The sequence below is a fragment of the Gordonia sp. (in: high G+C Gram-positive bacteria) genome (assembly GCF_047600565.1).
GTDB lineage: Bacteria > Actinomycetota > Actinomycetes > Mycobacteriales > Mycobacteriaceae > Gordonia.
This window is the reverse complement of record NZ_JASGKN010000001.1, coordinates 169,699-190,165: the sequence shown is the minus strand read 5'-3', so window position 1 is coordinate 190,165 and position 20,467 is coordinate 169,699. Positions and strand designations below refer to the sequence as shown.

At 70.2% G+C, this 20,467-nt stretch carries 22 protein-coding genes; 6 read left to right on the top strand and 16 right to left on the bottom strand.

The features are described 5' to 3' along the window. Positions 1 to 6: 6 nt before the first annotated feature. The 3 genes from manA to QM774_RS00970 are packed head-to-tail and all read right to left on the bottom strand — an operon-like array spanning position 7 to position 2,859. On the bottom strand, positions 7 to 1,245 hold the full coding sequence (gene manA / locus QM774_RS00980; protein ID WP_414974109.1) for a mannose-6-phosphate isomerase, class I: 1,239 nt from the start codon (positions 1,243 to 1,245) through the stop codon (positions 7 to 9). Then, complete coding sequence (locus QM774_RS00975; protein WP_414974108.1) at positions 1,242 to 2,375, bottom strand: hypothetical protein; 1,134 nt, start codon at positions 2,373 to 2,375, stop codon at positions 1,242 to 1,244. The genes manA and QM774_RS00975 overlap by 4 nt, the downstream gene beginning before the upstream one ends. Positions 2,376 to 2,403: 28 nt before the next feature. Beyond that, positions 2,404 to 2,859 carry a DUF3499 domain-containing protein gene (locus QM774_RS00970; protein WP_414974107.1) on the bottom strand — a complete coding sequence of 152 codons (456 nt, stop codon included), beginning with the start codon at positions 2,857 to 2,859 and terminating at the stop codon, positions 2,404 to 2,406. A gap of 83 nt (positions 2,860 to 2,942) precedes the next feature. Between QM774_RS00970 and QM774_RS00965 the strand changes: the two genes are divergently transcribed. Continuing rightward, positions 2,943 to 3,446 (top strand): metallopeptidase family protein, encoded by a 504-nt coding sequence (locus tag QM774_RS00965; RefSeq protein ID WP_414974106.1) that lies wholly within the window; start codon positions 2,943 to 2,945, stop codon positions 3,444 to 3,446. A 7-nt stretch (positions 3,447 to 3,453) separates the two neighbouring features. On the opposite strand, the gene QM774_RS00960 is transcribed toward QM774_RS00965, so the two are convergent. Next, a complete protein-coding gene (locus tag QM774_RS00960) occupies positions 3,454 to 3,822 on the bottom strand; it encodes a WhiB family transcriptional regulator (RefSeq protein ID WP_414974105.1) in 369 nt (122 codons plus the stop codon). A gap of 232 nt (positions 3,823 to 4,054) precedes the next feature. On the opposite strand from QM774_RS00960, the gene cofD reads away from it, so the two are divergent. The 3 genes from cofD to QM774_RS00945 are packed head-to-tail and all read left to right on the top strand — an operon-like array spanning position 4,055 to position 7,025. After that, the gene (gene cofD / locus QM774_RS00955; protein ID WP_414974104.1) at positions 4,055 to 5,065 is read left to right on the top strand and encodes a 2-phospho-L-lactate transferase; all 1,011 of its coding nucleotides are present in this window, start codon (positions 4,055 to 4,057) and stop codon (positions 5,063 to 5,065) included. Next, positions 5,062 to 6,447 carry a coenzyme F420-0:L-glutamate ligase gene (locus QM774_RS00950; RefSeq protein ID WP_414974103.1) on the top strand — a complete coding sequence of 462 codons (1,386 nt, stop codon included), beginning with the start codon at positions 5,062 to 5,064 and terminating at the stop codon, positions 6,445 to 6,447. The genes cofD and QM774_RS00950 overlap by 4 nt, the downstream gene beginning before the upstream one ends. Continuing rightward, positions 6,444 to 7,025 carry an NUDIX hydrolase gene (locus QM774_RS00945; RefSeq protein ID WP_414974102.1) on the top strand — a complete coding sequence of 194 codons (582 nt, stop codon included), beginning with the start codon at positions 6,444 to 6,446 and terminating at the stop codon, positions 7,023 to 7,025. The genes QM774_RS00950 and QM774_RS00945 overlap by 4 nt, the downstream gene beginning before the upstream one ends. Before the next feature lie 26 nt (positions 7,026 to 7,051). Here the strand turns inward: QM774_RS00945 and glgC are convergent, their stop codons facing one another. The 10 genes from glgC to dapE all read right to left on the bottom strand — a co-directional run bounded on the left by glgC (position 7,052) and on the right by dapE (position 16,020). Beyond that, entirely contained in the window at positions 7,052 to 8,266 is a 1,215-nt protein-coding gene (gene glgC / locus QM774_RS00940) for a glucose-1-phosphate adenylyltransferase (RefSeq protein WP_414974101.1), read from the bottom strand. 58 nt (positions 8,267 to 8,324) lie between these two features. Then, entirely contained in the window at positions 8,325 to 9,008 is a 684-nt protein-coding gene (locus QM774_RS00935) for a methyltransferase domain-containing protein (protein WP_414974100.1), read from the bottom strand. 195 nt (positions 9,009 to 9,203) lie between these two features. After that, a complete protein-coding gene (locus tag QM774_RS00930; protein ID WP_414974099.1) occupies positions 9,204 to 9,371 on the bottom strand; it encodes a DUF3117 domain-containing protein in 168 nt (55 codons plus the stop codon). A 54-nt stretch (positions 9,372 to 9,425) separates the two neighbouring features. Next, positions 9,426 to 9,791, bottom strand: coding sequence for a DivIVA domain-containing protein (locus QM774_RS00925; RefSeq protein WP_414974098.1), 366 nt, complete (start codon positions 9,789 to 9,791; stop codon positions 9,426 to 9,428). Between the two features lie 10 nt (positions 9,792 to 9,801). Beyond that, entirely contained in the window at positions 9,802 to 10,776 is a 975-nt protein-coding gene (locus QM774_RS00920; protein ID WP_414974097.1) for a glucosyl-3-phosphoglycerate synthase, read from the bottom strand. Then, positions 10,773 to 11,585: a dihydropteroate synthase gene (gene folP, locus QM774_RS00915; RefSeq protein ID WP_414976551.1), complete on the bottom strand. Its 813-nt coding sequence runs from the start codon at positions 11,583 to 11,585 to the stop codon at positions 10,773 to 10,775. Before folP ends, QM774_RS00920 begins: the two co-directional genes overlap by 4 nt. A gap of 71 nt (positions 11,586 to 11,656) precedes the next feature. Beyond that, on the bottom strand, positions 11,657 to 13,450 hold the full coding sequence (locus QM774_RS00910) for a long-chain-acyl-CoA synthetase (RefSeq protein ID WP_414974096.1): 1,794 nt from the start codon (positions 13,448 to 13,450) through the stop codon (positions 11,657 to 11,659). Positions 13,451 to 13,500: 50 nt separating this feature from the next. Continuing rightward, positions 13,501 to 14,037, bottom strand: a complete 537-nt coding sequence (locus QM774_RS00905) for a TIGR00730 family Rossman fold protein (RefSeq protein ID WP_414974095.1) — start codon at positions 14,035 to 14,037, stop codon at positions 13,501 to 13,503. Continuing rightward, positions 14,034 to 14,837 (bottom strand): TIGR00730 family Rossman fold protein, encoded by an 804-nt coding sequence (locus QM774_RS00900; RefSeq protein WP_414974094.1) that lies wholly within the window; start codon positions 14,835 to 14,837, stop codon positions 14,034 to 14,036. The genes QM774_RS00905 and QM774_RS00900 overlap by 4 nt, the downstream gene beginning before the upstream one ends. Before the next feature lie 82 nt (positions 14,838 to 14,919). Then, positions 14,920 to 16,020: a succinyl-diaminopimelate desuccinylase gene (gene dapE, locus QM774_RS00895; RefSeq protein WP_414974093.1), complete on the bottom strand. Its 1,101-nt coding sequence runs from the start codon at positions 16,018 to 16,020 to the stop codon at positions 14,920 to 14,922. 37 nt (positions 16,021 to 16,057) lie between these two features. Here dapE and dapD point away from each other — a divergent pair, with 37 nt between their 5' ends. Beyond that, the gene (gene dapD / locus QM774_RS00890; RefSeq protein WP_414974092.1) at positions 16,058 to 17,014 is read left to right on the top strand and encodes a 2,3,4,5-tetrahydropyridine-2,6-dicarboxylate N-succinyltransferase; all 957 of its coding nucleotides are present in this window, start codon (positions 16,058 to 16,060) and stop codon (positions 17,012 to 17,014) included. A gap of 29 nt (positions 17,015 to 17,043) precedes the next feature. Here dapD and dapC read toward each other — a convergent pair whose 3' ends face one another. Both dapC and fdxA read right to left on the bottom strand, forming a co-directional pair. Continuing rightward, complete coding sequence (gene dapC / locus QM774_RS00885; protein ID WP_414974091.1) at positions 17,044 to 18,171, bottom strand: succinyldiaminopimelate transaminase; 1,128 nt, start codon at positions 18,169 to 18,171, stop codon at positions 17,044 to 17,046. Positions 18,172 to 18,189: 18 nt separating this feature from the next. Further along, complete coding sequence (gene fdxA / locus QM774_RS00880; RefSeq protein WP_414974090.1) at positions 18,190 to 18,516, bottom strand: ferredoxin; 327 nt, start codon at positions 18,514 to 18,516, stop codon at positions 18,190 to 18,192. Between the two features lie 289 nt (positions 18,517 to 18,805). On the opposite strand from fdxA, the gene QM774_RS00875 reads away from it, so the two are divergent. Then, the gene (locus QM774_RS00875; RefSeq protein WP_414974089.1) at positions 18,806 to 20,446 is read left to right on the top strand and encodes an FAD-dependent oxidoreductase; all 1,641 of its coding nucleotides are present in this window, start codon (positions 18,806 to 18,808) and stop codon (positions 20,444 to 20,446) included. Positions 20,447 to 20,467: the final 21 nt, after the last annotated feature.

The window sequence follows — 20,467 nt, the reverse complement described above, 5'->3', positions numbered from 1 at the left end:
CGGAGTTCAGGACGCGTCGTCGCCGAGCGGCACGCGCGCACGGAACACGACCGCGTGCGACGACGCCGCGCGCACCAGGACGTCGGGATCGGCATCCGCCAGCCACAGACCTTGGCCGGATTCGACCTTGATCTTGTGTCCGCCGCCGTCGACCTCGATCCGGCCCTCGGTGACGATGAGGATCTGCGGGCCCGGCATGTCGAAACTGATGGTGGACGCGTGCTGCATGCCGGTGCCGTCCAGTTCCACGCGCGAGAGCCGGAACTGCGGCGCCGGAGTCAGATACACCCGTTCGGCGCCGACGGATTCGACTTTCGGCACCAGCTGGTCGCGGCCGACGGGCGTGAAGTCGAGGATCTTGAGCAGCTCGGGGACGTCGACGTGCTTGGGCGTGAGACCGCCCCGCAGCACGTTGTCCGAGTTCGCCATCAGTTCCACACCGGTGCCGTGCAGGTAGGCATGGAGGTTCCCGGCGGCGAGGAAGGTGCCTTCGCCGGGCTTGAGTTTGACGAGGTTGAGCAGCAGCGCCGCCAGCACACCGGGGTCGTTCGGGTACAGCTCGCCGAGCTGCAGGACGGCACGCAGTTCGTCGGCGAACTCGGTGTCGCCCGCCGCCAGCACACGGGTGGCGCCGTCCAGAACGGCCGGGATGAGCGTCGACAGCACCGTCTCGGGCAGCGTCAGCCACGTGGTGAACACGGCCCGCAGACCTTCGTGGTCGGGCTGGCCGGCGAGCATGCCGAGCGACGAGTCCAGTTCCGGAACCTGCAGGCTGCGCAGCAGGGCGACGGTGCGTTCGGGGTCGCGGAATCCGGCGAGCGCCTCGAAGTCGGTGAGGGCGAGGATCAGCTCCGGCTTCGGCCAGGCGTCGCGGTAGTTGCGGTTCGGGTCGTCGGGGGCCAGCCCCTTGGCGTTGTCGGCGGCGAACCCGGCCGCCGCCTGCTCGGCACTCGGATGGGCCTGCAGTGACAGCGGCTCGTCGGCGGCGAGCACCTTCAGCAGGAACGGCAGCCGGCCGTCGAAGCGCTGCACCACCTGGTCACCGAGTGCCGCCTCCGGGTCGGCGTCGATCACATGCAGCAGATCGGTGTGCTCGCCCATCACCAGCGCCGGGGCCGCCGGGTGCGCGCCGAACCACAGTTCGGCCTCCGGATGCGGCGACGGTGTGGGGCGCCCCTGCATCTCGGCGATCGCGGTCCGCGAACCCCAGGCGTACGGCCGGACGATTCCCTTGAGTCGATTCACGCCGCGGCCCGCCCGAGTGCCAGATAGGCGGCGGCCAGCTCGGCCCGGGTCGCGGTGATCAGGTAGGCGGTCAGATCGCCGGGGGTGTCGGTGAACGGCTCGGCCGCCGGAACCCGGTCGGCCACGGCGTCGGCCGTGTTCTCCGATTCGCCGCCGACCTGCTCGGTCACCACGTCGGCGTCACGGGCACCGAGCCGCTGCCGCACGTACCATTCGCGGGCGGCGGTGGTGATCAGGAACAGCCGTCGCTGCTCGTCTCGGGCGGGACCGTCGAACTCGGGGTCGTAGAAGATCGAGTCGATCGCCGCCGACGATGTGGCGGTCAGCGCCGCCAGGCCGGTGGCCTCGTCGGCGGCCGCCGTCGGTACGCCGCCGACGCTGAAGAAGGTGGAAGCGGTCTGCGCGGCCAGCACCGTGGCCCCCGCGGTGTCGCCGGACCACACGCAGGCGTGGTCGGCGGCCCGCAGCGCGAGCTGCTTGGCCTGGTTGGTGAAGCTGTCCAGGCCGGGATGGTCGGCAGCCGATTCCGCGTCCAGCTGGTCGGCGAGAACAGCCAGTTCGGGGGGCGGCGGGGTGAGCCGGACGGCGGTGAGCGCCGTCAGGACCGCGACCAGGGAGGCCACGTGACCGGTGAACCGGAAACGCGGGTCGACGGGCAGGCGCGGCGACAGGTCGAGGATCGGCAGGTCGCCGCGATCGCGGTCGCCGATCACCTCGCGCAGCGGCCCCTCCACGGGTGCCGCGATCACCACTTCGGCGCGGCGACGGCCGGCACGCGAGGCGGCGTCGGCCAGATGCGGATCACCGGCGTCCGCACCGAGCACCACGACCACGTCGAGCGGCCCGATCCAGCCGGGGAGCGCCGGCGAGACGGCGATCGGAACGTCGATCCGGGAACCGAGTATCGCGACCACGAGGGCGGCGGCGCGGGCGGCGATCGGCGATCCGCCGGTCACCACGACCACGGCGCGTGGACGCAGGTCACCGAGCGGACCGAGGACGCCTTCGGCCTGTGCTTCGGCGACGGCGCGGACCTGGGCTCCGGCCATCGCTGCGGAACGCAGCAGACCGTCACGGTCGGCGGCAGACAGGCTCTCCGCGTCGTCGAGGGCATCGGTGATGACGGGCATGAAAGACAGCGTGCCGACCGGGCCGGAATCAGTCAACCGGATCAGGCAGGACCCGCAGGTGACCGCGGCGGCCGGGCCGCGGACCGATCACGGTCGGCGGGGTGGCCGGGGCCTGTCCTTCGACGGGTGCCGACGCCGCGCCGCGCCGGCGGGCCGGCAGGTCGTCGAAGTCGGCGCGCGAGATGAATCGCGACGGCGGGGCACTGACGACGCCGCTGCCGCCGGCTTCCCGGACGGCTTCGGCCAGTGCGGTCAGCTCCTGGTCCTCGGCGGGCTGGGCGAATCCGCTCTCACTGCGCAGCAGCTGCCAGCCACGCGGAACGGTGCTGCGCTCGGCATGCTCGGAGCACAGATCCCAGGAGTGGGGTTCCTCGTTCTGCGCGAGCGGGCCGATGACGGCCGTCGACTCGGCGTAGACGAACGTCAGCGTCGCGACCGCGGCGCGAGCGCACCCGGGCCGGCAGCACTGACGTGGAGAGTTCACGCCGGTCAGCCTATCCCCTGCGGCCGACCGCCCCGTGGCGACACGCTCAATCGGCGGACACCCGGCGCACTAGACTGGTCGGCATGACTTCCCGGCCGTCCGCTCGCTCGCTGCGCGATCTGCTCGAGCCGCCGCATCATGTGCGCGACCGCCGCGGGCGCGGGCTGCGCGGCCCGCTGATGCCGCCGGATCTGCCGGCCCGCCGCACCCCGGCGAGCCGCTTCGACAAGGCGGCGATCAGCGCGTTCGCCGAGCTGGACACGCACTGGCATGACCGGTTGACCGGCCTCGATGTGGCCGTCGACGACATTCCGCGCATGCTCCCCAAGGACATGGAGACCATCGCCTGGCCGGATGAGGTGACCGCCGACGGTCCGGTGCCCTTGGCACGGCTGATTCATGCGGGAGTCGATGCGCGCGGTAATCCGACGCGGGCGAAGATCATCCTGTTCCGCCGGCCGATCGAGTTGCGGGCGCAGGATGACGACGAGTTGCCGGAGATCCTGCGGGAGGTGCTGATCCAGCAGATCGCGACCTATCTGGGGGTCGACGAGGAGACGGTCGAACAGGGGCCGGACGCCCCCTGAGCGGGGCTCAGATGATGCCGCGCTTGAGGCGGCGACGCTCGCGCTCGCTCATGCCGCCCCAGATGCCGAAACGCTCGTCGTTGCCGAGGGCGTACTCGAGGCATTCGGCCTTGACCTCGCAGCCGTGGCAGATGCGCTTGGCTTCACGAGTGGATCCGCCCTTCTCCGGGAAGAAGGCCTCGGGGTCGGTCTGCGCGCACAGGGCGCGGTCCTGCCACTGGTCCTCGACGGCGTCGAAGAGCTCGTCGAAGGCGTTCGGTACGAGCGAAAGGTGGTTGCCACCGGTCGCGAAAGCGGAGTTGTCCGCCGCCGGCGCCGTCAGAGGTGTCACGACATCAGCCGGGAACTCCGAGGATCCGTTGTCCGCTGCGTTCATGCCCGCCTCCCACTCTTCGGCCTGAATCACACTGCTGTGATTACACCTTGTCGTGGGCTCTCGCGTCAACTGAATCGGAAGATTCTTAATAACACCCCGCGCCCGGAGAACGGCGAAACCGCGCGTCCACGCGGCGTGTCGGAGCGTTTTCCGTGACCTGCGCCACGTCCCCGGTGACTCTGGACGTCCACTGCAGGGCGACACCCCCGCACCCCTCGGTAGGGTGTGCCACGTGAAGGTCACCGTACTGGTCGGAGGCGTCGGCGGCGCCCGGTTCCTGCAGGGCGCGCGCGAGTTGTTCGGGCCCACCCCGTTCCCGTCGACCGAGACCGGAGAGCGGGAGAACACGGTCACCGCGATCGTGAACGTCGGCGACGACGCCTGGATGCACGGGGTGCGGATCTGCCCCGACCTGGACACCTGCATGTACACGCTGGGCGACGGCATCGACACCGAACGCGGGTGGGGGCGCCGGGACGAGACCTGGCACGCCAAGGAGGAACTCGCCGCCTACGGCGCCGACCCGGACTGGTTCGGTCTGGGCGACCGCGACCTCGCGACGCACCTGATCCGCACGCAGAATCTCGACGCCGGGTTCCGGCTCTCGGACATCACCGCGGCGCTGTGCCGCCGCTGGCAGCCGGGAGTGCGGCTGATCCCGGCCACCGACGACCGGCACGAGACGCACGTCGTGATCGACAAGCCGGACGGCGCCCCCGGAGAACGCGTCGCCATCCACTTCCAGGAATGGTGGGTCCGCTACCGCGCCCAGGTGCCGACGCACGGCTTCGCGCAGGTCGGATCCGACGACGCCACGCCCGCGCCCGGTGTCCTCGAGGCGATCGCCGAGGCCGACGTCGTCCTCCTTGCGCCCAGCAACCCGGTGGTCAGCATCGGCGCCATCACCAGCGTTCCCGGCCTCCGTTCGGCACTGCGCACCACCACGGCGCCGGTGGTCGGCATCAGCCCGGTGATCGACGACAAGCCGCTGCGCGGCATGGCCGACGAATGCCTGTCGGTGATCGGTGTGGCGACCTCCGCGACGGCCATCGCCGAGCACTACGGCGCCCGGTCGGGCAACGGACTCCTGGACGGCTGGCTGGTCGCCGAGGGCGATCCCGCCGTGAACTCCCCGGCACTGGACGGCATCACGGTCGGCGCGGCCCCCCTGCTGATGACCGATCCGCAGGCCGGTGCCGCCATGGTGCGCGCGGCCTGCGAGCTGGTGGGCGTCCAGCCGTGAGGCCGCCGGTCCCCGACCCCGTCGAGGGGCCCACCGATCACCGCGCCACCGACGGCCTGCAGATCCTGCCGGTGACCGGGCTCGGCGAGTTCGGTCCCGAATCGGATCTGGCCGCCGAGATCGTCGCGGCCGCACCCTGGCTGGCCGACGGCGACGTCGTGGTGGTGACCAGCAAGGTGTTCTCGAAGATCGAGGGGCGCATCGTGGCCGCCCCCACCGATCCGGACGAGCGGGACGCGCTGCGGCGCAGACTGGTCGACGACGAGACGGTGCGGGTGGTGGCCGCCCGCGGGCGGATGCGGATCACCGTCAACCGCAACGGCCTGGTGCAGGCCGCCGCCGGCGTCGACGGCTCGAACCTCGCCACCGATCGGCTCGCGCTGCTCCCGGTCGATCCGGACGCGAGTGCGGCACGGCTGCGCGCCGCGCTCGCCGACCGGGGTCTGGCCGTGGCGGTGATCGTCACCGACACGATGGGACGCGCCTGGCGGGGCGGACAGACCGATGTCGCGATCGGGGCCAGCGGACTGGCGGTCCGGCACGGCTACGCCGGCGCGGTCGACGCGTACGGCAACCGGCTGGCGGTCACCGACATCGCCGTCGCCGACGAACTGGCGGCCGCCGCCGATCTGGTGAAGGGCAAACTCGACGGGATCCCGGTGGCGGTGGTCCGCGGCTGGAAGGCCGTCGACGACGGCAGCACGGCCGCCGACCTGGTGAGGTCCGGACCCGACGATCTGTTCCGCCTGGGGGCCGATGAGGCCCTCGCGCAGGGTCGCCGCGAAGCGCTGCTGACCCGCCGGTCGGTGCGGCGGTTCTCCGGCGAACCGGTACCCGAGGCCGTGATGCGGGAGGCGTTCGCCGATGCCCTGACCGCTCCGGCGCCGCACCACACCCGTCCGGTCCACTTCCTGTGGCTGCGCGACCCGGAGCGCCGTCGAACCCTGCTGGACGCGATGTCGGCGGCCTGGCACACCGACCTGCAGGGTGACGCCAAGAGCCCCGAGTCCATCGAGAAGCGGGTCGCCCGCGGGCGGATCCTCTACGACGCCCCCGAGCTGGTGGTCCCGGTGCTGACCGGCGACGGCATGCACGACTACCCCGACCGGCGCCGCAACGACTGCGAGCGCACCATGTTCACCGTCGCCGGTGGCGCCGCCGTCGGCTCGTTCCTGGTGGCGCTGTCGGTGCGGGAGGTCGGGAGCTGCTGGGTGGGTTCGACGATCTTCGCCGCCCCGACCGTACGGGAGGTCCTGGATCTCGACCCGTCGTGGATGCCGCTCGGCGCGGTCGCCGTCGGCTATCCCGAATCGCCGCCGACCGGCGAGGACGGGCGACTGCGCCCGCCCGCCGATGCCACAGGCCTGGTGACCGAGCTGTGAGCACCGCCCTGACGGCGTCGACGCGCGACGCACTCACCGGCTGGTCGGCACCCGACCCCGAGCAGGACGCTCTGCGTCACACGTTTCTGGCGTTTCTGGACGCCGCCGAGAATCCGTGCGAGCGTGCCTGCGTGCCCGGGCACGTCACCGCGTCGGCCGTCGTCTTCGACGCCGACGGCACGCACGTGCTGCTGACTCTGCATCCGCGCGTCGGCAAGTGGGTGCAGTTGGGCGGGCACTGCGAGCCCGGCGACGACGGCATCGGTGCGGCCGCCCTGCGCGAAGCCACCGAGGAGTCCGGCCTGGCCGGCCTGATCCTCTCACCGGGCCCGGTGCACCTGCACACGCACGCCATCACGTGCTCCCTTGGCGTCCCGACCCGCCACCTGGACGTCCGGTACGCCGCCGTCGTCCCGGCCGCCGGCGACGGCTCCCGCCCGGACCCCGTCATCAGCGACGAGTCGGTGGATCTCGCCTGGTGGCCGGTCGATCAGCTGCCGGACGACGTCGACGCCGAATCGATCCCGGCGCTGATCACCAACGGTCTCGCGGCGCTCCGCGCCTCCGGGCTCCTCTGAACCGACGCAGGCTTCGTCGTTCGGACTCAGCCGATGGTCTCGTTCTTGGCGACACAGACGATGCCGCCCGAGGACACGGTGTAGGTCTCCCGGTCGTGGTCGAGGTCGACACCGATCTGGCCGTCGTCGGCCACGCGCACGTTCTTGTCCAGGATCGCGTTGCGGACGACGGCGTTGCGGCCGATCCGCACGCCCGGCATGAGGACGCTGCCCTGCACGACGGCACCGTCTTCGATGACCACGTCGGTGGACAGCACCGAACTCTGCAGAGTCCCGGACACGATGCAGCCGGCACCGACCATGGAGTCGTTCGCCGAGCCGCCGCCGATGAACTTGGCCGGCGGCAGGTGCGAGGTCTCGCCGCGGATCGGCCAGCGCTGGTTGTAGAGGTTGAACGCCGGCTTCGCCGAGATGAGGTCCATGTGGGCGTCGTAGAAGGCGTCGATGGTGCCGACGTCCCGCCAGTAGCCCTTGTCCTCGTCGGTCTCGCCGGGGACCTCGTTGTCGTTGAAGTCGTAGACGTAGGCTTCGCCGCGCGAGACGAACGCGGGGATGATGTCGCCGCCCATGTCGTGATCGGAGTCCGGATCGGCGGCGTCGGCCCGCACCGCGTCGACCAGGGCGTCGGTGGTGAACACGTAGTTGCCCATCGACGCGAACGTCACGTCCGGGTCGTCGGGGGTGCCGGGCGGGTCGGACGGCTTCTCGATGAACCGGGTGATGGTGCCGTCGTCGTCCGAGTCGATGCAGCCGAACGCCTTGGCCTCGGCGCGCGGAACCCGGATGCCGGCGACCGTGACGGCCGCGCCGGTCTCGATGTGGCGGGCCACCATCTGGGACGGATCCATCCGGTACACGTGGTCGGCGCCGAACACGACGATGTAGTCGGGGCGCTCGTCGAAGATCAGGTTCAGTGACTGGTAGATGGCGTCGGCGCTGCCGGTGTACCAGCGCGGTCCGAGCCGCTGCTGCGCGGGAACGGGGGTGATGAACTCGCCGTGGAAACCGGACGACCACCAGGTCTGCGAGATGTGCCGGTCCAGGGAGTGCGACTTGTACTGGGTGAGCACGCAGATCCGCTCATAGCCGCCGTTGACCAGATTCGACAGGACGAAGTCGATGAGCCGGTACGAGCTGCCGAACGGGACGGCCGGCTTCGCACGGTCCTTGGTCAGCGGGTACAGCCGCCGCCCCTCGCCACCGGCGAGAACGATGCCGAGTACGTGCGGTTGTGATCTCACCCCACCAACATATCGGCATCCGGCCGTCCGCGGGCGGTCCGGGCGGGGCCCCGGGGCGTCAGGCCCCGGTCGCCGCCGGTGTCACCGCCGTCGTGACGGTGACGTCCAGGGTGGCCGGGATTCCGCGATCGGAGGGGTCGAGCGATCGCGCGGCCGCGGCGAGCTCGTCGGGTGTGCGGTGGAAGCCGGCCGGCCCCATGCCGGCGATGTCGGCGGCCGTCGGCGCGGACAGGGTGAGGTCGGCGGTCACCGGATCGGCGGAGGTGACGGTGAAGCCGGCGGAGGTGAGGTCGTCGTGCAGGCGGGCGAGTTTGTCGTCGCCGATGCCGAGCATGCCGAGCGGTTCGCGCAACTGGGCCAGATGGTCCGGTCGCGGCGTGACGAGGATCCATCGGCCGCCGGGCCGCAGGATCCGGGCGGCCTCACCGAGGTTGCGCGGCGCGAACACCGACAGCAGGGCGTCCGCGGCCCCGGTGCGGACTCCGATCCCCTCCCAGAGGTCGGCGACCACGGCCAGCGCACGCCGGTGACTGCGCGCGGTGGCGCGGGCGCAGTACTTGGACAGATCGATGCCGATGCCGAGGGCGTCGGGCGCGGCGTCCAGGCAGGACGCCAGATAGTGACCGGTACCCGAGCCGGCGTCGACGACGACGGCCGACTCCGGATCGATGCGCTCCGCGACCGCGGTCAGGACCGGGTCGTACAGACCGGATTCGAGAACGCGTCGCCGGGCCGCGACCATCGGTGCGGTGTCGCTGCGGTGCGCGGTGCCCCGACCGGAGAGCAGTGCGACGTAGCCCTGCCGGGCGGCATCGAATCGATGCCCCGGACTCGCATTCCAGCCCCGCTCCGTGAACGGAGAACGGGCTGAGCGGGTGACCGCAGACCGGACAGCACAGGAGCCCGGAAGCCGGGCTCCAGCGCGTCGTCGGGTCGATCAGGCGGTGACCTCGCGGAGCACGTCGGCGAGGTTCGAGGCCTCTTCGTCGTTCAGCTCCACGACCAGACGACCGCCGCCGTCGATCGGGATCCGGACCACGATTCCGCGACCCTCCTTGACCGCTTCCAGAGGGCCGTCACCCATACGGGGCTTCATCGCCGCCATTCTCGCGCTCCCTTCACACGTCGAATGACTCAATGATACGTGGCGCAGATCTCGTCACGACTGCCGGGACGGGTCCACCACGGGTGTCGGCACGGTGGGCGGTGCCGAGAGCGTCTCACCGGGTGTCGCGGGCTCGCGTGCCCGCAGGTCGGCGACCACCGCGCGCAGCTCGTCGATCTCGCGGGCCAGCTTCTCCAGCGTCCAGTCGACCTCGACGGTCTTGTAGCCGCGGAACGTCTGCTCGAACAGGAGGGCGCGGACGTCGTCGCCGGTCACGCCGGCGCGCGGCAGCCGGGTGAGGGTGGTCCCCTTCTCGACGGGCGGCAGGTCTTCGCCGCGCCCGAACACGAACCAGACGATCGCGAAGATGATCGCGACGGCCACGGCCATCCCGATCACGTATAAACCGATGGTCACCACGAGTGCAAGCCTACTTCCGGTCCGGGTTCGCTTCGACGGGCTCGGCGGTCGGGCCGGGCGGGCAGATCGCCACCTGGATGACGGCGGGCCGTTCCTCGTCGATCAGCGGCGCGGTGTGCGGGGTGAAGGTGCCGTCGGCCTCCGGCACGAACTGGGTGAGGCCGACGCCGGAGTCGTCGATCCCGCAGCGGCGCAGGAGGGTGGCGGTGATCTGCCGGCTCATCACCGCGAGCTGGGACAGCGGACGGTTGCGGTGCACCCGGACCCCCAGGTTGACCTGACCGATCCCGCAGAGCCCGTAACGGTCGTAGGTGTCGATGAGCAGACCGATCTCGACACCGTAGCCGTCGGCGAACGGCACGGAGGCGAGTAGTTCACGGGTGCCGGCGTATTCGCCGCCCAGCGGCTGGATCACCTCGCCCAGTTCGGGTTTGAGTGCGGTGAGCAGGGGCCGGGCGAGCAGTTCGGTGACACGCCCGCCACCGTTGTCCAGTTCGGCGCCGCCGGTCCGCAGCGGCCGACGGTAGTAGCCCTTGACGAGGTGGATCTCCGGGTCGGTGAGCAGCGGTCCGAGCAGGTTGGGAACGAACATGGGGTCCGGGTCCACCAGGTCGGCGTCGATGAAGACGATGAGGTCGCCGGTGGTGGCGGCCACCCCGCGCCACAACGCCTCGCCTTTGCCGGGGCGGGGCGGGATCTGCGGAAGGATGCTGTCCCGCGGAATCACGGTGGCGCCGGCCTCGCGCGCCTCGTCGGCGGTGGCGTCGGTCGAGTTCGAGTCGATCACCACCAGTTCGTCGACCAGGCCCCCGAGCAGTGGCGCGATCGACGCGACGACGCCGCCGACCGTGGCCTCCTCGTTGAGGGCGGGCAGCACGACCGAGACGGTCCGGCCGTTCTTGGCGGCGGTCAGTTCTTCGACGGTCCAGTCCGGACGGTCCCAGCAGTGGGTCCGCGACCAGGTGACCGGTGTGCAGCCGCTCATGCCAATCCCCTGACCGTGCGTGCGGGCGGGCGGGTGCCCGCGATGGACGCGACCATGTCGAGCACACGGCGGGTGTCGGCGACTTCGTGGACTCGGAAGACGCGGGCGCCCGCGGCGGCTGCCAGGGCCGTCGCCGCCAGGGTACCGGCCACCCGCTCGTGCAGGTCCACGCCGAGGGTCTCGCCGATGAAGTCCTTATTGGACAGCGCCATCAGCACCGGCCAGCCGGTGCCGGTGAGCCGGTCCAGGTGCCGCAGCAGCGCCAGCCCGTGGTGGGTGTTCTTGCCGAAGTCGTGGGTGGGGTCGATCAGGATCCCGTCGCGGCGCACACCGGCGGCGACGGCTCGCTGCGCGGCGGCGGTCAGTTCGTCGGCCACCTCGGCGACGACGTCGTCGTAGGCCACGCGGTGCGGTCGGGTGCGGACGGTGGCGCCCCCGGTGTGCGAGCAGACCAGTCCGGCGCCGCGCTCGGCGGCGACCGCCACCAGTTCCGGGTCGGCGCCCGCCCAGGTGTCGTTGATGAGATCGGCGCCGGCGGCGCAGGCCGCGTCGGCCACCTCGGCCCGCCAGGTGTCGACGCTGATCAGCAGCGACGGGTGCCGGTCACGGATCCACGCGATCATCGGGACCACACGCTGCGCCTCGGTGGCGGCGTCGACCTCCTCACCGGGGCCGGCCTTCACTCCGCCGATGTCGACGATGTCGGCACCCTGCGCGACCACCTGGTCGATGCGGTCCTGCGCGTCCGCGTCGTCGAAGGTGGCGCCGGCGTCGTAGAACGAATCCGGTGTGCGGTTGACGATCGCCATCACCAGCGCGCGGTCGCCGGGGACCGGACGACCGCACAGCGTGGGCGGCCAGGGGTTCACGTCGATGCGTCCTAGCGCGGGGCCTTCGCGGACGAGACGTCGGCCGGGTAGCCGTCGTAGAACGGGACGTAGCCGTCCTTGGGGCCCTTGAGCACCCAGATCTCGTCGTCGCCGACCTCGGTGAATCCCTGGTTGCGCAGTTCGACCTTCTGGTTCTTGAAGGTGGAGGTGGCGGCGATGGTGCCGACCAGGCGGATGAACAGCGGCACCGCGTAGTCGGGCAGTTCGTCGTACAGGCGTGCGGCGACGGCCTTCGCGTCGAACGACGCCCCGTCGGCGAGGGTCACCGCGGCCATGCCGGCCCGGCCGTCCGATCCGGGGACCTCGACGCCGTAGACCACGGCCTGTTCGACGCCCTTCGCGGTGCCGAGTGCCGACTCGACCTCCGTGGTGGCGACGTTCTCGCCCTTCCAGCGGAAGGTGTCGCCGAGGCGGTCGACGAAGGCGATGTGCTTGAAGCCGAGTCCGCGGACCAGGTCACCGGAGTTGAAGTAGGCGTCGCCGTCCTTGAAGGCGTCGCGGATGACCTTCTTCTCGGTCTCCTCCGGATCGGTGTACCCGTCCAGCGGCACGCGTTCACTGATCTCGGCGATGAGCAGGCCGGGTTCGCCGTTCTTGACCGAGCGGAGACGGCCCTTCGCGTCGCGCTTGGGGGTGCCGTCCTCGTTGTATTCGACGATCTTGAACGGCAGCGGGCAGAAGCCGGCGGTCCGCTTGGCGCTGAACACGTTGATGAACGCCAGGTTGAGTTCGGAGGCGCCGTAGAACTCTACGACGCGGTCGATGCCGAAGCGCTGCGAGAACTCGTCCCAGATCTCCGGGCGCATGCCGTTGCCGACGATCAGACGGACGGCGTGCTGGCGGTCGGTCGGCTTCTCCGGCTGGGCCAGCAGGTACCGGCACAGTTCGCCGATGTAGCAGAACGCGGTGGCCCGGTTGGCGATGATCTCGTCCCAGAAGCGGGACGCCGAGAACTGCTTGGCGATGGCCACACAGGAGCCGCCGGCCAGCACCGATCCGAGGGACACCGACAGCGCGTTGTTGTGGTACAGCGGCAGCGGGATGTACATCGTGTCGCTGGGGTGCAGACGGACGCCGAGGCCGCCGATGCCCGAGTAGTTGGCGAGCCAGCGGTTGTGGCTCATCATGCTGGCCTTGGGGAGGCCGGTGGTGCCGGAGGTGAAGATGTAGAAGGCGGTGGTCGACGCCGGCAGCGTGGCGGTGACCGCCGGGTTGTGGTCCGGCTTGCCCTTGGCTTCGGCTTCCAGCTGATCGAAGTCGAGGACGTGCTCGGGGCGGACGTCCTTGCTCATCGTCTCCCAGGCCTCGGTGCACTCCGGGTCGCGGAGCAGCACCGTGGCGCCGAGCAGCTTCATGCTGTGGTCGATCACGTGGCCGTGCTGGTTGTAGTTCAGCATGCCGGCGACGGCGCCCACCTTGACGGCGGCGAGCACACACATCAGGTCGGTGGCGCTGTTCTTGGCGAGGATGCCGACGACGTCGCCGACACCCACCCCCTTCTCGGTGAGGACGGCGGCATACCGGTTGACGATCCGGTTGGCTTCGCCGTACGTGTAGGTGTCGCCGTCGAAGCGGATGAACGGGCGGTCAGGCTGCTTGCGCGCCAGATCCTGGAAGATCTTGCCGATCGTCTTCTTGGCGCTGGCCTTGTTGAAGACCAGGCCGGGCGCATGCTTGACCATTCCGGTCGCATCGGGCGCCATCTTGACGACGCCGCGGACCAGATCGGTGACGCCGACCTTGCTCGGTGCGATGGCCGTCGATGCGCTCTGCGCTTTCCCCATGTCCGTGCACACTCCTTTTGGTGTCTTTCCCGCCCAGGACTGTCGTTACCCTACGCCGGGCCGAACAGGGCGAGGGCGCTACCCACGTCGGGCACCACTTCCAGCGTGTCCAGGGCGCTCTGGGCGACGAAGCCGCGGGCCGCGGCATCGCGGAGCCACGTCAGCAACGGATCGTAGAAGCCGTCGTGATTGACCAAGGCGATCGGCTTGTCGTGGACGCCGAGGAAGGCGCCGGTCCACGTCTCGAAGAGTTCCTCGAGGGTGCCGATGCCGCCCGGAAGGGTGATGAAGCCGTCGGACATCTCGTCCATCAGCTTCTTCCGTTCCCGCATGGTGTCGGTGACGATCAGTTCGTCGGAGTCGGTGTCGGCGACCTCTTTGACCATGAGGTGTTCGGGGATGATGCCGATGGTGTAGCCGCCGGCCGCACGGGCCCCGCGCACCAGGGCACCCATCATGGAGACGTTGCCGCCGCCGGAGACGACGGTGTAGCCGGCCTGCGCCAGTTCCCGGCCGGTCTGGGCGGCCAGGTCGATGTAGGCGTCGTCGACCGGGCCGGACGCGCAGTACACGCAGATGGCACTCACGCGCGGACCGCCTTCACCGCCTCGACGGCCTCGTCGACGGTGTCGACGAGGGTCATCAGGTGCAGGTCGTCGGGGCCGATCTTGCCTTCGGCGAGCATCCGGTCGCGGATCCAGTCCAGGAGGCCACCCCAGTAGTCCTTGCCGATCAGGACGATCGGGAACTTGAGGATCTTGCCGGTCTGCACGAGGGTGACGGCCTCGAACAGTTCGTCCATGGTGCCCATGCCGCCGGGCAGGCAGACGAAGCCTTGCGCGTACTTCATGAACATCGTCTTGCGGACGAAGAAGTAGCGGAAGTTCATGCCGGTGGTGAGCCACGGATTCATGTGCTGTTCGAACGGCAGCTCGATGTTCAGGCCGATGGACGTGCCGCCGACTTCGAAGGCGCCGCGGTTGACGGCTTCCATCGCGCCCGGTCCGCCGCCGGTGATGACCGCGAAGCCGGCCTCGGCGAGCTTCCGGCCCAGCTGCACACCCGTCTCGTATTCGGCCGATCCCGGTTCGACGCGGGCCGAACCGAACACGGTGATGGCCTGCGGCGTCTCGCCGAGGGCGTCGAAGCCGGCGACGAACTCGGACTGGATGCGCAGCACCCGCCACGAGTCGCGGGTGGTGCGTTCGAGGGCCCGCATCTCGTCGGCCGGATCCACCCATTCGAGGAGCGACTGGTCGCTGGTGACGATCTTCTGGTCGGCCGGGACGCGGACCTGGGCGGGCCCCACGTACCGGAGCACGGTGTCGACCGGGATGTCGTCGTCGAGGGGTTCGGGTCCGTGAGAATCGGATGCGCCGTGAGCCATGCGCTCACGCTAGCAAGCTCTCCGCTCGGTGGGCTCGCCGAAGCGAGGGACGCCCTCCGCTCGTTGAGCCTGTCGAAGCGGGCTATCCCGCCAAGTACGCGCGGAGCAGATCGGTCACCTGGGTGATCTGTTCGACCGGGACCCGTTCGTCCTGGCGGTGCGCGAGGCTCGGGTCGCCGGGGCCGAGGTTGACCGCCGGGATGCCGAGTGAGGAGAAGCGGGCCACGTCGGTCCAGCCGTATTTGGCGCGGAACCGGCCGTCGGCGGCGTCGACGAGGGCGGCGGCGGCCGGGTGCGAGAGCCCCGGGAGTGCGCCGGGGGCCGAGTCGGTGATCTCGGCGGTCAGGGTGCCGTCGGCGAGGTCGTCGGCGAACACCTCCTGCACGTGGGCGAACGCCTGCTCCTCGGTGCGGTCGGGTGCGAATCGGAAGTTGACGTCCATGCTGGCGGCGTCGGGTACGACGTTGCCGGCCACTCCCCCCGTCACGGCGACGGCGGACAGTCCTTCGCGGTATTCGCAGCCGTCGATGTCGACGCGGCGCGGCTGGTAGGCCGCGAGTGTGGTCATGGCGTGGCCGAGTTTGTGGATCGCGTTGTCGCCCATCCAGGCGCGCGCGGTGTGGGCGCGATTGCCGGTGGCGGTGAGCCGGACCCGCATGGTGCCCTGGCAGCCGGCTTCGATGAGGCCGCCGGTCGGTTCGCCGAGGATCGCGACGTCGCCGGCCAGCCACTGCGGCCGTTCGCGTTCGATGAATCCGAGACCGTTGTGTTCGGCGGCGATCTCCTCGCAGTCGTAGGCGATCAGGGTGAGATCGTGGGCGGGGTCGTCGAGGGTGGCGACCAGGTGCAGGAACACGGCGAGACCGGACTTCATGTCGACGGTGCCGCACCCGTGCAGAACGTCGCCTTCGTCGTCGGTGACGGTGCGCCGCGACGGCAGATTGTCGTTGATCGGGACGGTGTCGAGGTGTCCGGCGAGGATGACGCGGCTCGCCTTGCCGTGATCGGTGCGGGCCACGATCCGGTTGCCGAAACGTTCCACCTCGAGTCCGGTCTGTGTCCGCAGCGCCGTCTCGACGGCGTCGGCGATCGTCGCCTCGTCGTGGCTGACGCTCTCGATGTCGACGAGCGCAGCGGTCAGCTCGATGGGATCGGCTTGCAGGTTCAACTCGGGAACGCTCACCCTCACCACTCTAGGGGGCGCCGGTTAGACTCTCCGCGTGACTACTCAAGGTGCTGTTGCCATCGGAATCGCCACGCTGACCGACGACGACGTCGTCCTGGACACCTGGTATCCCTCGCCCGAACTGACCTCCGACGCCGGCAATGCCGGGACCACGGTCCTCAGTGACGTCGACACCCCGAAGGAGCTTCTCGACGCGGTGGGCGTGGACGGTGCCCGCAAGGTCAAGACGGTGGCCGTCAAGACGGTGATCGCCGACCTGCAGGCCGATCCGATCGACGCGCACGACGTCTACCTGCGTCTGCATCTGCTGTCGCACCGTCTGGTGCAGCCGCACGGCCAGAACCTGAACGGCATCTTCGGCCTGCTGACCAACGTGGTGTGGACCAACTTCGGCCCGTGCGCCGTCGACGACTTCGAGGCCACCCGCGGCCGTCTGCGCACCCGCGGTCACGTCACCGTCTACTCGGTGGACAAGTTCCCGCGCATGGTCGACTACGTGGTGCCCAGCGGTATCCGTATCGGTGACGCCGACCGGGTCCGCTTGGGTGCGCACCTCGCGTCCGGCACCACCGTCATGCATGAGGGCTTCGTGAACTTCAACGCCGGCACGCTCGGCAACTCGATGGTCGAGGGCCGTATCTCGGCGGGTGTGGTGGTCGGTGACGGCTCCGACATCGGCGGCGGCGCCTCCACGATGGGCACCCTGTCGGGCGGCGGCAAGGAGATCATCTCCATCGGCAAGCGCACCCTGCTGGGCGCCAACTCCGGCTGCGGCATTCCGCTCGGCGACGACTGCATCATCGAGGCCGGCCTCTACGTGACCGCCGGCACCAAGGTGACCGGCCCGGACGGCAAGGTCGTCAAGGCCCGCGATCTGGCGGGCCAGAGCAACCTGCTGTTCCGCCGCAACTCGGAGACCGGCGCCGTCGAGGTCCGCGCCACCAAGGGCGACGGCATCGAGCTCAACGAGGCGCTGCACGCCAACGACTGAGCGAGTCGGCCCGATCCGGCCCGCCAGGGTCAGGACAGGCGCGAAACGGCCTCGTCGACGCGTTCGTCGGTGGCGGTGAACGCCATGCGGATGTGGTTTTCGCCGCGGGGGCCGTAGAAGTCGCCGGGGGCCACCAGAATGCCGCGCTCGGACAGCCAGTCGAGGGTGGTGCGGGAGTCCCCTTCGGCGAGCTCAGGGACCGAGGTGGCCGTGGCCCACAGGTACAGGCCCGCCTCGGAGTCGTCGATGGTGAAGCCGGCGCCCGTGAGCGCGTCCTTCAGCTTGTCTCGGCGGGCACGGTAGCGCTCGCGCTGGGCGTCGACGTGGACGTCGTCGTTGAGGGCGGCGATCATCGCGCCCTGCACCGGGAACGGCACGATCATGCCGGCGTGTTTGCGGACGGCGAGGAGTTCGGCGATCAAATCTTTGTCGCCGGCCAGGAATCCGGCCCGGTACGAGGCGAGGTTGGACACCTTGGACAGCGAATGCACCGCGATCAGGCCGGTGTGGTCGCCGTCGCAGACCGCCGGATCGAGGATCGACAACGCCGGCTGATCCCACGCCAGCCCCAGATAGCACTCGTCGGACACGACCACGACGCCGCGCTCGCGCGCCCACGTCACGACCTTCCGCAGGTGGTCGCGACCCAGTACCTTGCCGGTCGGGTTGGACGGCGAGTTGAGGAACAGCAGTGCCGGCGACTCGGGGCCGAGCGCCACGGTGGAATCGGCGCGGCGCACGGCGGCGCCGGCGAGGAGTGCCCCCACCTCGTAGGTCGGGTAGGCGACCTCGGGGATGACGACCAGGTCGCCGGGCTGCACACCGAGCTGTGAGGGCAGGCCGGCGATGGCCTCCTTGGTGCCGATCACCGGCAGGATCGACGACTCGTCGAGCCCGTCGATGCCGAACCGCCGGGACAGGGCGCCGACGGCGGCCTCACGCAGTTCCGGGGTGCCGACGGTGGCCGGATAGCCGGGGAACTCCGAGGCGTCGTAGAGGGCCTGGCGGATGATCAGGTCGACCGGGTCGACCGGGGTGCCGACCGACAGGTCGACGATGCCGTCCGGGTGGGCGGTGGCACGCGCCTTCGCCTCCCCGATGGTGTCCCACGGGAAGTCGGGCAGGCCTGCGGAAACCGGCGTGAGGCGTGAGGTCATGCCTCTGATTCTGCCTTGCTACTCGCCCTCGCCCATCGGCGGGAGGTTCTTCACGAACGGCGGGTCGTAGTCGGTCTTGCCGACCTTGCTGGCGCCGCCGGGCGAGCCGAGGTCGTCGAAGAAGTCGACGTTCGCGCTGACGTAGGGCTCCCACTCGTCGGGGACGTCGTCCTCGTAGAAGATCGCTTCGACCGGGCACACCGGTTCGCAGGCACCGCAGTCGACGCACTCGTCGGGCTGGATGTACAGGCTTCGCCCGCCCTCGTAGATGCAGTCGACGGGGCACTCTTCGACGCACGCCTTGTCCATCACGTCCACACAGGGCTCAGCGATGATGTAGGTCACGACATCTTCTCCTTCTGCACAGTCAGGCGCCCGGCACGAGGGCTGATCGCGCCGGTCGGACTCTGACAGACGCCTACAGCCTACTTGCCGGTATCGACGGACACCGAACCCGGGATACCGCTGCCCGAATGCGAGACCGGCGTGACCGGCGCAGAGTTTTGCTCATCCTGAGGGAAATGGAATCGGCTGTCGGCGCGGTTGCGCACATTAATACCCCTGGGGGTATAGTCCGTGTCGTCGGACAGCAGCGGGGAATCCGGCCCCGTACAGGCGGTGAAGGGAAGCACGAATGAGGATCGTCGTGGTCGGCGGAGTCGCCGGCGGCATGAGTGCGGCGGCACGCGCACGCCGCCTGGACGAGAAGGCCGAGATCATCGTCTTCGAACGCGGAGACCACCCCTCGTTCGCCAACTGCGGCCTCCCGTACTACGTGAGCGGCGAGATCGCCGACCAGGCCGATCTCCTCGTCCAGACACCGGAGTCGCTGCACGACGCCCTCGACCTGGATGTCCGCGTCCGGCACGAGGTGATCGGCGTCGACCCGGCCGCCAGGACGGTCCGGGTCCGCAGTGAGACCGGTGTCCAGACCGTCTCCTACGACGCCCTGATCCTCTCGCCCGGCGCCACGGCGATCCGTCCTCCCCTGCCCGGCCTGGACTCCCCGCGCGTGCAGACGCTGCGCACGGTCGGTGACGCCGTCCGGCTGAAAGACACGGTGACCGGCGGCGCCGGCCGCGCCGTCGTCCTCGGTGCCGGATTCATCGGGTTGGAGGCGGCCGAGGGGCTGCGCATGCAGGGGCTGACCGTCGACGTCGTCGAGCTGGCCTCGCACGTGCTGCCGCCGTTGGAGAACGAGATGGCCTCGCTGGTCCGGGACGAGCTGACGCGCCTGGGCATCACCGTGCACGACGGGGTCGCGGCCACCGCGATCGAGCAGACCGCCGACACCGATGTCGTCGTTCTGGCCGACGGGACCCCGATCGAGGCCGACGTGATCGTGCTGTCGGTCGGGGTCACCCCCGACACGGGGGTCTTCGCCGACGCCGGTGTGGCCACGGAACGCGGCGCGATCATCGTCGACGAGCACGGCCGCACGAATCTGGACGGCATCTGGGCGGTCGGCGACGCGACCGCCGCAGTCGACGCCGTGACCGGTCTCCGGCGCCCCGTCCCACTGGCCGGTCCCGCCAACCGGGCAGGCCGGCTGGTGGCCGATCACATCCTGCGCCCGGAGACCGCTCGGCCGATCCCGCACCCGGTGGGGACGGCGATCGTGCGCGTCGGCGAACTGACGGCCGCCCTGACCGGCGCCAACCGGAAGGCCCTGGAAGATGCCGGTATCGACTACCGGACGCTGCACCTGCACCCGGGCAGTCACGCCGGCTACTTTCCCGGCGCCGAGCAGATCCATCTGCTGATCCATCTGCGCCGGGCCGACGGCCTGATCCTGGGTGCGCAGGCCGTGGGCGCCGACGGTGTCGACAAGCGGATCGACGTCCTCGCCACGGCGATCCGGAACCGGATGCGCGGTCCCGATCTGATCGACCTGGACCTGGCGTATGCGCCTCCGTTCGGCTCAGCGAAGGACCCGGTGAATCTGGCCGGGATGATCGCCGAGAACGTCCTCGACGGGTCGTTGACGCTCTGGTACGCCGACCAGCTCGACGAGCCCGGCTACTTCATCCTGGACGTCCGGAGCCGGGCCGAGTACGACCGCGATCATCTCGACGGCGCCTACCCGGTGCCGCACACCGAGGTCCGGGGTCGCCTCGACGAGATCCGTGAGGCGGCGGCCGGCCGGCCGATCCGCGTGCACTGCGCCAGCGGTATGCGCAGCTACCTGGCGACACGGATCCTGACCGGTGAGGGCTTCGACGCGTCGAACCTGTCCGGGGGCCTGATGACGCTGCGCGCGGCCCGCGCCGGATAGAGCGGCCCCGGCAGGCCGGTG

Bases quoted from the DNA above. Each gene is read 5' to 3' on its own strand.
- QM774_RS00975 (WP_414974108.1), bottom strand. From the start codon at position 2,375: ATGCCCGTCATCACCGATGCCCTCGACGACGCGGAGAGCCTGTCTGCC.
- QM774_RS00965 (WP_414974106.1), top strand. From the start codon at position 2,943: ATGACTTCCCGGCCGTCCGCTCGCTCGCTGCGCGATCTGCTCGAGCCG.
- QM774_RS00960 (WP_414974105.1), bottom strand. From the start codon at position 3,822: ATGAACGCAGCGGACAACGGATCCTCGGAGTTCCCGGCTGATGTCGTG.
- QM774_RS00935 (WP_414974100.1), bottom strand. From the start codon at position 9,008: ATGGTCGCGGCCCGGCGACGCGTTCTCGAATCCGGTCTGTACGACCCG.
- QM774_RS00930 (WP_414974099.1), bottom strand. From the start codon at position 9,371: ATGGCGGCGATGAAGCCCCGTATGGGTGACGGCCCTCTGGAAGCGGTC.
- QM774_RS00920 (WP_414974097.1), bottom strand. From the start codon at position 10,776: ATGAGCGGCTGCACACCGGTCACCTGGTCGCGGACCCACTGCTGGGAC.
- folP (WP_414976551.1), bottom strand. From the start codon at position 11,585: ATGGCGATCGTCAACCGCACACCGGATTCGTTCTACGACGCCGGCGCC.
- QM774_RS00910 (WP_414974096.1), bottom strand. From the start codon at position 13,450: ATGGGGAAAGCGCAGAGCGCATCGACGGCCATCGCACCGAGCAAGGTC.
- QM774_RS00900 (WP_414974094.1), bottom strand. From the start codon at position 14,837: ATGGCTCACGGCGCATCCGATTCTCACGGACCCGAACCCCTCGACGAC.
- dapC (WP_414974091.1), bottom strand. From the start codon at position 18,171: ATGACCTCACGCCTCACGCCGGTTTCCGCAGGCCTGCCCGACTTCCCG.
- QM774_RS00875 (WP_414974089.1), top strand. From the start codon at position 18,806: ATGAGGATCGTCGTGGTCGGCGGAGTCGCCGGCGGCATGAGTGCGGCG.